The organism is Paenibacillus sp. 7523-1 (genome assembly GCF_002276415.1).
Classification (GTDB): domain Bacteria; phylum Bacillota; class Bacilli; order Paenibacillales; family Paenibacillaceae; genus Paenibacillus; species Paenibacillus illinoisensis_A.
Genome location: NZ_NPBR01000028.1, coordinates 45,834 through 59,850, shown reverse-complemented (window position 1 = coordinate 59,850; position 14,017 = coordinate 45,834). Strand labels below are relative to the sequence as shown.

Annotated in this window: 12 protein-coding genes; 11 read left to right on the top strand and 1 reads right to left on the bottom strand. The window is 46.6% G+C overall.

Annotated elements, in window-relative coordinates; translation table 11 throughout:
• Nucleotides 1-66 precede the first annotated feature (66 nt).
• The 11 genes from purT to CHH60_RS26065 all read left to right on the top strand — a co-directional run bounded on the left by purT (nucleotide 67) and on the right by CHH60_RS26065 (nucleotide 13,393).
• On the top strand, nucleotides 67-1,254 hold the full coding sequence (purT, locus tag CHH60_RS26115; protein ID WP_095361867.1) for a formate-dependent phosphoribosylglycinamide formyltransferase: 1,188 nt from the start codon (nucleotides 67-69) through the stop codon (nucleotides 1,252-1,254).
• On the top strand, nucleotides 1,244-1,702 hold the full coding sequence (locus tag CHH60_RS26110; protein ID WP_095292715.1) for a GNAT family N-acetyltransferase: 459 nt from the start codon (nucleotides 1,244-1,246) through the stop codon (nucleotides 1,700-1,702). The genes purT and CHH60_RS26110 overlap by 11 nt, the downstream gene beginning before the upstream one ends.
• A gap of 440 nt (nucleotides 1,703-2,142) precedes the next feature.
• On the top strand, nucleotides 2,143-2,922 hold the full coding sequence (locus CHH60_RS26105) for a CAP domain-containing protein (RefSeq protein WP_095361866.1): 780 nt from the start codon (nucleotides 2,143-2,145) through the stop codon (nucleotides 2,920-2,922).
• 233 nt (nucleotides 2,923-3,155) lie between these two features.
• Nucleotides 3,156-4,022 (top strand): GDSL-type esterase/lipase family protein, encoded by an 867-nt coding sequence (locus CHH60_RS26100; protein WP_095361865.1) that lies wholly within the window; start codon nucleotides 3,156-3,158, stop codon nucleotides 4,020-4,022.
• Nucleotides 4,022-4,987 carry an ABC transporter ATP-binding protein gene (locus CHH60_RS26095; RefSeq protein WP_095361864.1) on the top strand — a complete coding sequence of 322 codons (966 nt, stop codon included), beginning with the start codon at nucleotides 4,022-4,024 and terminating at the stop codon, nucleotides 4,985-4,987. The genes CHH60_RS26100 and CHH60_RS26095 overlap by 1 nt, the downstream gene beginning before the upstream one ends.
• Nucleotides 4,980-5,969 carry an ABC transporter permease gene (locus tag CHH60_RS26090; RefSeq protein ID WP_095361863.1) on the top strand — a complete coding sequence of 330 codons (990 nt, stop codon included), beginning with the start codon at nucleotides 4,980-4,982 and terminating at the stop codon, nucleotides 5,967-5,969. Before CHH60_RS26095 ends, CHH60_RS26090 begins: the two co-directional genes overlap by 8 nt.
• A 76-nt stretch (nucleotides 5,970-6,045) precedes the next feature.
• Complete coding sequence (gene parE / locus CHH60_RS26085) at nucleotides 6,046-8,025, top strand: DNA topoisomerase IV subunit B (protein WP_095361862.1); 1,980 nt, start codon at nucleotides 6,046-6,048, stop codon at nucleotides 8,023-8,025.
• Between the two features lie 12 nt (nucleotides 8,026-8,037).
• Entirely contained in the window at nucleotides 8,038-10,500 is a 2,463-nt protein-coding gene (gene gyrA / locus CHH60_RS26080; RefSeq protein WP_095361861.1) for a DNA gyrase subunit A, read from the top strand.
• Nucleotides 10,501-10,728: 228 nt separating this feature from the next.
• On the top strand, nucleotides 10,729-11,169 hold the full coding sequence (locus tag CHH60_RS26075) for a MarR family winged helix-turn-helix transcriptional regulator (protein ID WP_095361860.1): 441 nt from the start codon (nucleotides 10,729-10,731) through the stop codon (nucleotides 11,167-11,169).
• 269 nt (nucleotides 11,170-11,438) lie between these two features.
• The gene (locus CHH60_RS26070; protein ID WP_095361859.1) at nucleotides 11,439-11,885 is read left to right on the top strand and encodes a MarR family winged helix-turn-helix transcriptional regulator; all 447 of its coding nucleotides are present in this window, start codon (nucleotides 11,439-11,441) and stop codon (nucleotides 11,883-11,885) included.
• The gene (locus CHH60_RS26065; protein ID WP_095361858.1) at nucleotides 11,882-13,393 is read left to right on the top strand and encodes a DHA2 family efflux MFS transporter permease subunit; all 1,512 of its coding nucleotides are present in this window, start codon (nucleotides 11,882-11,884) and stop codon (nucleotides 13,391-13,393) included. The genes CHH60_RS26070 and CHH60_RS26065 overlap by 4 nt, the downstream gene beginning before the upstream one ends.
• 128 nt (nucleotides 13,394-13,521) lie before the next feature.
• Here the strand turns inward: CHH60_RS26065 and CHH60_RS26060 are convergent, their stop codons facing one another.
• Nucleotides 13,522-13,866 carry an MGMT family protein gene (locus CHH60_RS26060; RefSeq protein ID WP_095361857.1) on the bottom strand — a complete coding sequence of 115 codons (345 nt, stop codon included), beginning with the start codon at nucleotides 13,864-13,866 and terminating at the stop codon, nucleotides 13,522-13,524.
• Between the last annotated feature and the right edge of the window lie 151 nt (nucleotides 13,867-14,017).

Below are 14,017 nucleotides of genomic sequence, written 5' to 3'. Positions count from 1 at the left end.
TAACCAAAACCCCGAAAATAGAGAGACAGATATAGAAGATTTCTCTTTGGGAGGATTGGAAAGAACATGTGGGGTGCTCCTTTTACGGCTCAAGCCAAAAAAATGCTACTGCTGGGTAGCGGAGAATTGGGAAAAGAGGTCGTTATTGAGGCCCATCGACTGGGAGTTGAAACGATCGCTGTTGATCGTTATGACAATGCACCTGCCATGCAGGTAGCACACCGGTCTTACTGCATCGACATGTTAGATGCCGAAGCTTTGAAACAATTGATTCGCAAGGAAGAACCTCATTACATCGTACCAGAGATAGAAGCGATTGCGACAGAAGCCTTGTTAGAGCTTGAAGAAGAGGGATTCTGTGTTGTGCCGACGGCACGTGCTGCCCGTTTAACGATGGATCGCGAAGGCATCCGGCGTTTGGCGGCAGAACAATTGAAACTTCCGACAGCAGCATATCTATTTGCGAACAACTTGGAAGAGCTTCAAGAAGCCGTTCGTGAATTGGGTACACCTTGTGTGATCAAACCATTGATGAGTTCTTCCGGTAAAGGGCAGAGTGTATGCCACACGCCGGATGACGTGGAGAATTGCTGGAATATCGCTCTGTCTGGAGCGCGCGGCAAATCTGTACGTGTCATCGTGGAGAGCTTTGTGAAATTTGACAGTGAAATAACGCTGCTCACCGTAAGATCTGTATCAGGAACTGTATTTTGTCCTCCGATTGGTCACATTCAGAAGGATGGGGATTATGTCGAATCCTGGCAGCCGCATGCAATGACTCCGCAGCAATGGGAGCAAGCTTGCCATATTGCCAAGTCTGTGACTGATGAGCTAGGTGGTTATGGGCTGTTCGGTGTCGAACTATTCTTGACTTCGGACGGAGTTGTGTTCAGCGAGGTATCACCTCGTCCGCATGACACAGGTATGGTTACCATGGTAACGCAAGATAGCTCCGAGTTTGCGCTGCATGTGCGTGCAATTCTGGGTTTCCCTGTGACAGATGTGCATCTGCTTACACCTGGTGCCTCAGCTACGCTGAAGGCTAATCATGAAACATCCGACTTTACTATAGGCGGGATTGAAGAAGCACTGGCTCTTCCACGTACGCAGGTTCGTGTGTTTGGCAAACCTGAGGTCAAAGTGGGACGCCGGATGGCTGTGGCGCTTAGTGCAGGCCACGATGTGGAAGAAGCCCGAAAAACAGCGGTTCAAGCCGCAAATATGCTGAAAGTGGAGGTAAATCATGTCCAATAATGCCCAGGCCCCTGTACTGACGATCCGAGAGTGTGAACTGCGAGATGCTGAAGCGGTAACGGGACTGATGCGAGAGGTCAGCTATCCGACAACAGCCAATGTTATGAAAGAGCGCATTGAAGGTTTGGAGAGTAATCCAAACGCGTGCATGCTTGTTGCCGAAGTGGATGAACAAATTATTGGTATGATCGGCTTGCAATGTGTGCAAAGTCATGCCTATCCAGAACCTGCCGCCCAAATTACGTCCTTGATTGTAGGGCAAGAGTACCGTGGAGGCGGCATTGGCCGTCGTCTGATGGCTCGTGCTGAGGACTGGGGCAGACAGCAAGGTGGGAAACAATTGTTTGTCACCGGTGCGAATCGTGAAGTTGCTTCATCAACGTATTCTTTCTATGAGCACATTGGCTTTCAAAAGAGAGGATATCGTTTCAGTAAAGTCCTTCTATAGAAAAGATTCTTCAAAACAAGGTACCTATTCCTCAACCAGATCGTTGATGTACAGGTAACTCGAGACATTCGGACAAGTATGGATTCCGGATGTCTTTTTTTTGGTTAAATAAGGACGCCCCTTAAAGGATGGTTTTCATATATGATAGTGTAGTATCCAGTTCACATGAATAAATCTATTAAGCCTTATACAATTGATATAGGCAATGAGGGTTATCATTTCAAAAATTCAACTTCTACTGCACTTACGGATATAGGTTCATGTCTTAAAACATGACTTAAACATTTAAACCAGTTTGATGCTTTTGAAACGCAATCAAAGATTACAAAAAAGTAACTTTTCCATAATTTATAGGTTCACATCACTCGTATGAATTGGTATACTGCTAGAGTATTAATTACAAAGTTGTAACTAATTAATTTTCGAGGAGATGAATGAATTTGAAAAAGAACTTGTTGAAAACCGTCGTCACTGGAAGTCTGACAGCTGTACTGGCCGTAGGAATTATGCTCCCTGCTTCTGCTTCCGCGGCAGAGGTGTCCACATATAAAGCTACTATTAAACTTACGGATGCAACTAGCCTGAAAACATTGCTTGAAAAGTGGATGAAGGATAACGGAATTACGGTATCAAATGGCCAGGTTGTCAAACAACCAGCAGCACAGCCTGAAACGACGAAGCCAGAAACAACAAAACCAGAAACAACAACAAAACCGTCTCAACCAACGCAAGAAGAGAAACCAGCTGCTACGCCAACGAAAAAGCCTGAGAACAGCAGCAACTCTGGTAATGCGAACAACACGGGTAACACAGGTAATAACACAAGCAACACTGGTAATGAGTCAACTCAATCCGATTTTGCAGCACAGGTTGTAAAATTGGTGAACGCTGAGCGTGCCAAAGCAGGTCTGAGCGCACTGGCATCCGATGCACTTCTGGATAAAGTCGCTCTTGCCAAAGCAAAAGACATGAGTAACAATAACTATTTTGATCACCAATCACCAACGTATGGTTCTCCTTTTGATATGATGAAACAATTTGGAGTAACTTACAGCTACGCTGGTGAGAACATTGCCAAAGGTCAAAAAACGCCTCAGGAAGTCGTTACTGCATGGATGAACAGTGAAGGCCACCGGGCGAATATCCTGAGCAAAAACTTTACTCAAATCGGTGTTGGATACTACAACGGTTACTGGGCTCAAGAATTTATCGGCAAATAAGTCATTTGAATGAATAACGTTCAGATTTAATTCGAAAAAAGGTTATGTCAGCACAGCGAAATCTGTGTGAGGCATAGCCTTTTTCCATTTATAAATTTTAAAAAAGAAAGAGCGGCAAAATTTGCAAATTAACGACAGAACATTTATGTTATTTAGAAAAAGCGTCATCTTAATGTCAAACCATTTTAAATTATAAGCACCCAACCAGGTGTTCATGAGCGGAGATGTGATTAATGAAAAGAAAAACCCTTGATTCAGCGCCATGGATCTGGAGAACGATCAGTACAGTGTCCATTTTGGCAACGCTTCTGTTATTATTCGGTTTTGGTTATGCCATAAAAGACGTCATCTTTCCTGAGGGGGATCCAGCTTTAGGGATGGGGCAATCGACGAAAACACCGGCCGATGAGGCCAGCAAACCTGCAGCTCCAGTTGATGATGGTAAAATTCGAATGGCCGTTATTGGTGATTCTCTGGCTAGAGGCACGGGGGATGATGAAGGACTGGGCTTTGTAAGGCGTGCAGGTAATATTTTAAAGGAACAGGGACATGATGTTCAGGTTCTGAACAACCTGGGAGTTAATGGCCTGAGAACGGATGCATTACTAAGTAAACTGGATGAACAGGGTGTACGTTATGTACTCCAGCAATCCAACTTTATCTTATTGTCCATTGGAGCTAATGATCTCTTTCAGGGTGGTCAGGTATTGCAGGGTGAGGATCCGCCGACCGCCGAAAACCTGGCTGCAGCATTGCCTGAAACGTCCAAACGTCTCCAGGAAATTTTGAAGAAAGTTAAGGAGATCAATCCGGAAGCACAGATTGCGTACATAGGTCTTTATAACCCATTTGGGGATGTGAAGGAGCTGGAGGTTCCCGGCAATGCGGTTGTAGCTGCATGGAATGATGCTGCGCTTCAAATCTTGAACCAAGAGGATAAGATGACGCTTGTACCCACCTTTGATCTGTTTGAAAATCATCTGGGTGAGTATCTCTCTTCCGATCACTTCCACCCGAACGGTGCAGGATACGAGGAGATTGCGGTTCGGATCGCGCAGGAATATCAGGCTGAAACACCGGCAGAAGGGAGCACGAACTAATGGCAGAGCCGCAGAGCGATTATGTGCTGTCTGTGCAGCATCTTAAGAAGAAAATAGGACGCAAATGGATTATTAAAGATGTCACTTTTGAAGTGAAGCCTGGAGAAATTTTTGGTTTTCTCGGCCCGAACGGAGCCGGGAAAACAACAACCATTCGGATGCTTGTTGATCTGATCAAACCGACAGAAGGCAATATTAAAGTCTGTGGTTATGATGTGAATCGCGATCCTGAGCGCGCTCTTCAATATGTCGGTTCCATCGTGGAAAATCCGGAGGTGTATACATACCTGACAGGTTGGGAGAATCTGGAGCATTTTGCCCGGATGCAGCCTGGTGTAGATCATGCCCGTATTCAGGAAGTGGTGGATATTGTCCGTCTGGATCAACGAATTCATGATAAAGTGAGAACCTATTCGTTAGGCATGCGCCAACGGTTGGGTATTGCCCAGGCCCTGCTTGGACGCCCACGTCTGCTGATTCTGGATGAGCCTACCAACGGACTTGATCCCAAAGGGATTAAGGAGCTCCGGGTGTTTATCAAACAACTTGCAAGCGAAGGGATGGCTGTATTCGTCAGCAGTCACCTGCTGAGTGAAATTCAGCTTCTGTGTGACAGGGTCGCGATTATAAGTGCAGGCCGCGTTCTTGCCGTTGGAGGCGTAGATGAATTAATTGAAGATCACTCCAAATTCGCCATATGGCATGTCTCACCTCTGGAGGAGGGCAGGAAAATGCTGCTTGACGCAGGTATAGCATTAGTGGATCGTCCTGCCGAGGTAATGGATGATACCATTATCGCAGGGCTTGGATCCAATGCGGTTGTTGCTGAAATGCACGAGGATCGCATCGCGGGTCTTGTGAATCAGATGGTTCAGGCAGGGATTCAGGTTGAAGGTGTGCAGCGGGTTCAGCCGACACTGGAACAATTATTCTTAAAGATGACAGAAGGTGAATCCATTGAGTAATATCATGCCGCTCATCCGAAATGAAACGATTAAGATGGTGAAGAAGAAACGTCTTTATATTATATTTATTGTACTTGCGGTTCTGGTTCCGATGTTTACGTATGCCCAGATGAAATCTGCGGAAAATAACCGCGACAAGTTTGGTGGCGACTGGAGACTTGAACTTCAGCAGGCAATCACGGATAATCAAAATTCACTGGGCAGCGACCGGGTGCCTGAGGAATACAAAAAGTACCGCACGGTTTATATCCAGCAAATGCAATATTACCTGGAAAATGACGTGAATCCGGAGGAGCCCAATGGCGTAACTTTTACCCGGGAATTCATGAACAATGCGGTTGGCTTGTTTATTCCGCTGCTTATTATGGCCATTGCCTCGGATCTGGTGTCGGGTGAGCGCACAACAGGTACCATCAAGATGCTGCTGACTCGTCCGGTCAAACGCTGGAAAGTACTGCTCAGCAAACTGGTCACCCTGATTATGTTTGTGTCTATAATCGTCGTATCTGCGTATATTATCTGTTACGTTATATCAGGTGCAGTTTTCGGATATAAAGGTTTCGGCATGCCGATCTTTACCGGATTCAAGGTCGTGGGTACCGATGTGGATATGTCTGCCGTACACGCCGTGGATCAATGGCTGTATCTTCTCATGCAGGCAGGATTGATATGGTTTGTGAGCGTCATTGTGGCCATTCTGGCTTTCATGGTTTCCGTACTGGTTCGCAGCACGGCAGCAAGTATTGTTATTATGATGGCTGCGCTTATTGCAGGAACGATTCTTACGAATATGGCTGCCTCTTGGCAGTCAGCCAAATACCTGTTCATGGTTAATCTGGAACTTCCGGATTATTTGTCCGGCGGATTGCCACCGATTGAAGGAATGAATTTGGGTTTTTCCCTTATTGTGCTTAGTGTTTGGGGCATTGCCTCACTCATTGTGTCATTCCTTGTCTTTACGAAACGGGATATCTTGAATTAAAATGGACAAGGATAAGAAAACATCTGTTTGCATTTTAGGTATTTTTTCAGTTGCAAGTTAAGAAGGGGGAGCATGAATGGTCGAGCAAATCGATATGTCGGCAGGTTCGACAGGCGGAGGACAGGGGTCTTCAGGCTACGACGCGGACGACATTCAAGTACTTGAAGGACTGGTAGCGGTTCGGAAACGGCCCGGGATGTACATCGGCAGCACCAGTACTTCAGGTCTGCATCATTTGGTATGGGAAATTGTGGACAACGCTGTCGACGAGCATCTCGCCAAATTCTGCTCCAAAATCGATATCACGCTGCATAAGGACGGTTCTATTACGGTTCAGGATAACGGAAGGGGAATTCCGACAGGTATACATAAAACAGGAATTCCTACTCCCCAGGTCGTGTTTACGATTTTGCACGCAGGCGGAAAGTTCGGTGGATCAGGATATAAGAAATCAGGCGGACTGCACGGCGTAGGTGCTTCGGTAACGAACGCTTTGTCGGAGTGGCTTGAAGTCGAAATCTTCCGTGATGGCAAGATTCATCGTCAACGTTTTGAATATTGGCAGGACAAAAAGGGTGTTGAACATGTCGGAGAGCCGGTAACGGGACTCGAAGTACTTGGGAATACCAACCGGACAGGGACTAAAGTAACGTTTAAACCCGATATACGTGTCTTCCAAAATGGCATTCAATTGAATTATGATACGCTGGCAGAACGGCTTCAGGAAATTGCTTTTCTGAACTCGGGCCTGAAAATTGTTCTGAAAGATGAACGGTCAGGCAATCAGGATGAGTACATGTATGAAGGCGGAGCAAGCCAGTTTGTTGCGTATTTGAACGAAAATAAAGATGTGCTGCATGATGTCATTCACTTCTATGCGGAGAAGGACGACATCGAGGTCGAAGTGGCGATCCAGTATAACGCAGGGTATACCGAAACGCTGGCTTCGTTTGTTAACTCGATCCCGACCAGGGGCGGCGGTACACATGAGACCGGATTCAAAACGGCGTATACCCGTGTGATGAACGACTATGCAAGACGTACCAGCATGATTAAGGAAAAAGATAAAAATCTTGAGGGTAATGATCTGCGCGAAGGCATGATGGCTGTCATCAGCGTAAAGATGTCCGAAGTGGAATTCGTTGGACAAACGAAAGATCAACTCGGCAGCGCTTCCGCTCGAAGTGCGGTCGATTCGGTCGTTTCGGAGAACATGCAGCGGTTTTTGGAAGAAAACCCGCAGGTGGCTCAGACGCTGATTCGCAAAGCGGTTCAGGCCTCCAAGGCAAGAGAAGCTGCACGCAAGGCCCGTGACGAGATGCGTACAGGCAAAAAGCGCAGTGAAAGTTCCAACCTGAATGGCAAGCTGACTCCTGCACAATCCAAGGATTTTACCCGGAACGAGCTGTTTATTGTTGAAGGGGATTCCGCAGGAGGCTCAGCGAAACAGGGACGCGATTCGAAGATTCAAGCCATACTGCCTCTGAAGGGGAAACCGCTCAATCCGGAGAAATCAAAGCTGGCGGATATCCTCAAAAACGAGGAATATCGTGCGATAACGGCTGCGATCGGAGCGGGTATTGGGACTGAATTTGCCGTTGAAGACAGCAATTATTCCAAAATCATAATCATGACGGATGCGGACACGGATGGTGCACATATTCAGGTGCTGCTGCTTACTTTCTTTTATCGTTATATGAAACCTCTGATTGATGAAGGTAAAGTATTTATTGCACAGCCGCCACTGTATAAGCTCACCCGCAAGTCTGGCAAAATGGCAAGTGTTCGCTACGCTTGGACGGATGATGAGCTGGCGAATTACATGAAGGAGTTTGGAAACAACGTCGAACTTCAACGGTATAAAGGTCTGGGTGAGATGAATCCGGACCAGCTGTGGGAAACGACGATGAATCCGGAGACACGGACGCTGCTCAAGGTGGAGATTGTAGATGCTGCCAAAGCGGAGCGTCGTGTGTCAACACTTATGGGTGATAAGGTCGATCCGCGTAAACGCTGGATTGTAGAGAACGTCGACTTTACAGAGTACGAAGAATAGAAGGTGCTTGGAATGAGTCTATCAGAACAATTTTTGCCGGCCTTTCTCGAAGAGGTCGTTGGTGACCGGTTCGGTCGCTACTCCAAATATATTATTCAGGATCGGGCCATTCCCGATGTTCGGGATGGGTTGAAACCCGTGCAGCGTCGTATTCTATACGCCATGTACGATTCCGGTAATACGCCTGAAAAGCCTTATCGCAAATCCGCAAAAACTGTCGGTGATGTGATGGGTAACTACCATCCCCATGGTGACTCATCCATCTATGATGGTATGGTGCGGATGGCACAACCTTGGAAAATGGGCCATGTGCTCGTCGACGGTCATGGCAACTGGGGATCGCAGGATGATGACCCGGCTGCTGCGATGCGGTATACAGAGGCCCGATTGTCGCCGATCGCGATGGAGATGCTGCGAGATATCGAGAAACGGACTGTTCTGTTTAAGGACAATTTCGATAATACGGCCAAAGAGCCGGTTGTGCTGCCATCTCGTTATCCAAACCTGCTGGTTAATGGCGTAAGTGGGATTTCCTCCGGCTTTGCAACCGAGATACCAACGCATAATCTGCGTGAAGTCATTGATGCCTGCATCGCGGTCATGGAAAAACCATCGATTGAGCTGGACGAGATCATGATGTTCATGAAAGGTCCGGATTTCCCTACAGGCGGCTTAATCATGGGTGGCGAAGGTATTCTGGATGCTTATCGGACAGGTAAAGGAAGAATTTACATTCGCTCCAAAACGGATATCGAGAACATGCGCGGTGGCAAGCAGCAGATTGTCATCACCGAGATTCCATATCAAGTGGTAAAATCCAGACTTGTGACAGCCATGGAGAATATTCGACTTGAGAAAAAAGTAGAAGGTATTGCCGAAGTTCGCGATGAGAGTGGACGTGACGGTCTGCGTATCGTGGTTGAATTGAAAAAAGAAGCGGATGCGCAAGGTATCCTGGCTTATTTACTGAAAAAAACCGATCTTCAGGTAACCTACAATTTCAACATGGTTGCCATCGTGAACAAGGCACCTCAACAGCTTGGGTTGAAATCCATCCTGGAAGCCTATATTGCCCATCAGCGTGAGGTAGTGACATTCCGGACCAAGTATGAGCTGGAGAAGGCGGAAGACCGTGCACACGTGCTGGAGGGTCTGGTCAAGGCGCTAAACATTCTTGACGAAGTCATCGCAGCAATCAAGGCATCCAAAAATCGTCAGGACGCGCAAAATAATCTGATGTGGATGTTCGGATTCTCGGAGCGCCAGGCAGATTCCATCTTGACGCTGCAGCTGTACCGTTTGACCAATCTGGAGATCTCATCCCTTCAGAAGGAGCTTGACGATCTGATGAAAAAGATTGCCCAATTACGCTCCATTCTGGATAGCGACCGCAAGCTAATTGGTGTCATCCGCAAAGAATTGATGGAGATCCGGGAGAAATATGGGATCGACCGTCGTTCGGCCATCCAGGGCGAGGTGGAAGAACTTAAGGTTAATCTGGAAGTCCTCGTTAACGCGGAAGATGTATTTGTTACATTATCCAAAGAGGGCTATGTGAAACGTTCGGGAATGCAGTCCTTTACTCGTTCAGGCGGCGAACGCAACGGAAGCGGTGTAAAGGAAGGCGACTATATTTCACAGGTGCTTGAAGTCAATACGCTTGAAAACCTGCTCGTGTTCACGCAAAAAGGCCAGTACTTTTTGCTGCCTGTTCACCAGGTGCCGGAATTCAAGTGGAAAGACCCTGGTACAGCCATTGTCAATGTCATCCCGTTAGCGAAGGATGATCGTATCGCGAGTGTGCTCGCAGTCAAGTCTTTCGAAGAAGAAGGTCACAGTCTCGTCTTCGTTACACGTAAGGGACAGGTGAAGCGTACCGAGCTGAAAGAGTACGTCACCAAACGTTCCGGAGCTGTAGCTGCTTGCAAAGTGGGTAAGGACGATGAGGTATTGTCTGTACATCTGAGCACAGGCGGCAAGGATATTATGCTGATCACCAAGGAAGCGATGGCGATTCGTTTCCGTGAGGATGAAGTCAATCCAATGGGACGGGTATCCGGAGGGGTTCGTGGTATTCAGTTAAAAGAGACGGATGAAGTCGTTTCTGCCCTATGGGTGGAAGGTGATGAGGGTGAGATTGCCGTGCTGACCGACTTGGGCTATGGTAAACGTTCGCTGCTGCTGGACTATGCATTGCAAAGTCGTGGAGGCAAAGGTATTGCCACATTCGAATTCAAAGAAGGCAAGCGTGTGAAGCCGAACGGAAGCCGCATAGCCGGAGCCTTCTATTGCAGGGAACAACGAAACGTTACGGTAATGACCAAAGAAGGGCAGGCGTATCCGATTTCTTCTGAAGGTGTACCGATTACGGAACGCAAACATATTGGCAAACTGCTGGTTCATGTGGAGAAACAGGATGAAATCGTGGAACTTCTCATGAATTTCGATGAAAATCAGCCAGCATCAACATCGTAAAATGAGTAAAAGGACTTTTTGCACAGCAGTTGACTCTGTCGTGCAAAGAGTCTTTTTTTGTTGTTCAAGCTCGGATTAAAAGAGGCTGTCCATGCGAAGTTTAACAACCTTCGTCGATTACGGTCGATCGCTAGGAAATTGAAAAAATGCAGCAGGAATGCGGGTTTTTAGCGCGAAAAGTTAAGCTAGTGAAGTGAAAAACCGGGTTGCAGAGAGGAGCGATTCAAGATGTATAATTCCGATTTTGCCAAGTGCTGGTCAAGGCTCACCAAGGACTATAAGCTGCATATGGATCAGGAACTGGCCCCCTCTTTAACAGAGGCACAGCTGGCTGTATTGGAGGTTCTTGAGGATCATCAGAAAATGAAACCATCCGATCTGATTCCTTTTTTGGCTACAACACCTGCGGCCGTAACCATGCTGCTTGACCGTATGGAAAAAAATAATTTGATTCGTAGAGATCGGGATGACAACGATCGAAGAATCGTATGGGTTTCCTTATCTGACAAGGGACGAATGGAGACGGAACGTGGCGTGGCCATTCGAAATGATTTCATGAATTCCGTACTCAGCAATATTTCAATGCACAACCAACAGCTGCTTGTCTATCTACTGGGTAAGATGACAGCCCCCAAAACAAAGGAGCATGCGTTGTCTTCCACATCCTAATGAATGATGATGGACAGGGGATAATTCATGATTATATGATTTAGAGTTAATGCTACACCATAGCACTCCTGCGGATACAAGCAGGAGTGCTATGGTATTTTATTTTGTCTGGAGTGAGATGATTTGTCTGTTTCATAGGGCTATGAATAATTTCAGAAAATTTATATGTAAAGAGTTGACTATGTCATTATTTTTGTTATAATAAATAATTGTTCCCCTGATATTTCGTGTGCGAAATATTATATTCCAAAAGTAAAAAGGGTGAATTAATGATTGATACGTATGAGGTATTCTACATTATCAATTCGTTCCGGCAAGTGAATCAAATGCTGTTTCGGGCATTCTGGAATGAAAACAAGCAGATCGAGTTAACTTCGATACAATTTATGGTGTTATCCATTTTGAAGGAGCGTCCTTCCATTGGCATCAACGAGGTGGCTGAACTGTGCCATATGGGCAGCAGTTCCATGAGTGCTGTGGTTGAACGTTTGGTCAAGGGTGAATACATAGTCCGGACACGTTCCCATTCTGATCGCCGATCCGTCATGCTGCAAATTACGGATAAAGGAGATAAGGCACAGCAGGAAACACACCAGTTGTGGATGGAAAGAGTATCTCCCATATTGGATATTCCAAAAGAAGATCTCGAGCATCTGCTAAGAATTCATACTCAAATGATTGAAAAGTTAGAAGGAAGAGAGATGAACAACCCATGAGTACTACCGCTGCAGCTCCATCCTCTGCGATGGACAACATTAAGAAGGGACCGATTGTAGCCGCGCTGCTGATTGGTGCATTTGTAGCCTTCTTGAACCAAACCCTGATGAACGTGGCTCTTCCCAAAATCATGGAAGATCTCGGTATCGGGGCTAATACAGCCCAATGGCTGACAACGGGATACATGCTTGTCAATGGCGTGCTAATTCCGGTTACGGCTTATCTGATTGCCAGATTTTCAACACGTCAGATCTTTATTACGGCGATGACGTTATTTACATTAGGAACGCTCGTCTGCGGAATTAGTCCGAATTTCTCCATTCTGATGGTTGGTCGTGTGATTCAAGCAGCAGGCGCAGGTATTCTGATGCCTCTGATGACTGTCGTATTCCTGACCATTTTCCCGATCGAGAAACGCGGTCAGGCCATGGGTACAATGGGGATCGCCATGATCCTTGCTCCGGCCATTGGACCAACGCTTTCCGGTTATGTCGTTGAACATTATTCCTGGAGACTGCTGTTCTACATCATCTTGCCATTCTCCATAATTGCAACAGGAATCGGTATTGCATTTGTCAAAAATGTAACCCGTCAATCCAAACCGAAACTCGATTATCCAGGGGTTGTTTTGTCCACACTTGGATTTGGTAGCTTGTTGTACGGTTTCAGTGATGCTGGTACAGATGGATGGGGAAGTGCAATTGTTATCAGCTGCCTGGTCGTAGGTGCCATATCGCTGATCCTGTTCGTTGTTCGTCAACTGACAACGGATCATCCGCTGCTGGAGTTCCGCATTTTCAAATACAACATGTACACATTAACTACAATTATTAATATGCTAGTGACCATGGCGATGTTTGCCGGCATGATTTTGCTTCCGATTTTCCTGCAAAATATTCGCGGCTTCTCACCAATTGAATCAGGTTTGCTCATGATGCCTGGTGCGATTCTGATGGGGATTATGTCACCAATCACAGGCCGTATCTTTGACAAAGTTGGGGCTCGCTGGCTGTCCGTTGCAGGTCTTGCGATTACTGCAATTACGACATGGGGACTCAGCCGTCTGTCAATTGATACAACATATGGCTACATGATGTTCATCTATACTGCACGGATGTTCGGTATGTCGATGTTGATGATGCCGATTCAGACTGCAGGTTTGAACCAACTGCCACAGCGTTTGAATGCACACGGTACAGCGATGTCTAATACACTTCGTACGGTTGCTGGTGCGATTGGTACAGCCATTCTGGTTACGATCATGAGCAGTAAATTGAAATCCCACCTGGCAGATACACTTGCCTTGGGACAGATTAATCCTGAAGATCAAGCTGCTATGCTCGGTGCTACGGCAGATGCAACCATCTACGGGGTAAACTACGCATTTACGGTAGCTACCTGGATGACCGTTGCCGCAATGCTTCTGGCGTTCTTTATCCGTAAGACGAAGCCGGCGATTGAACCGACACCGGTGGAACAGCATCAAAAAGCGAATGCAACAGCTTAAATATATTACTGGTATCATCGTTTAATATTTATACGATCTACGCTTGTTTACAGAGCGATTGAATGAGAGAGAGCCCCAGCAGTTTGAACTGCTGGGGCTCTTTTTGTATTGGAGAAAGGGGACAAGAATTATTCCGGGTTATCCGATAAACCGTCAAGAAATACCGGCCCAGGATCATATCCAAACTGCTGGAGGTTAATGGTCCCATTCAGCTGAAATTCAATACCTTCGCTGATGAGCTCGGTCTCCTGCATCATGCGAGAGTGTTCATCCGGAATGGCAATCTCTCCTTTGGCGTTAACGACACGATGCCAGGGAAGTCGCTCCTTGCGGCTCATGGAGTGAAGAATGCGCACAACCTGCCTTGCAGCACGTGGGCTGCCCGCAAGAGCGGCTATCTGGCCATAGGTCATGACTTTGCCTTCCGGTATAGATGCAATAATGGCCACGACTTGTTTAGTGAACGGTGTCATTTGAATGCAAACTTCCTTTCTCCATCCAGGAGTACTGGCTCTGTTCTCTAACAGATCTTCGTTTTATCTTGAATGGTCGTAATACATCGTCGTCTCGATCAAGAAACATTGTTAAAAAAACCGTGTACCCAGAATATAGATTCGGATACAC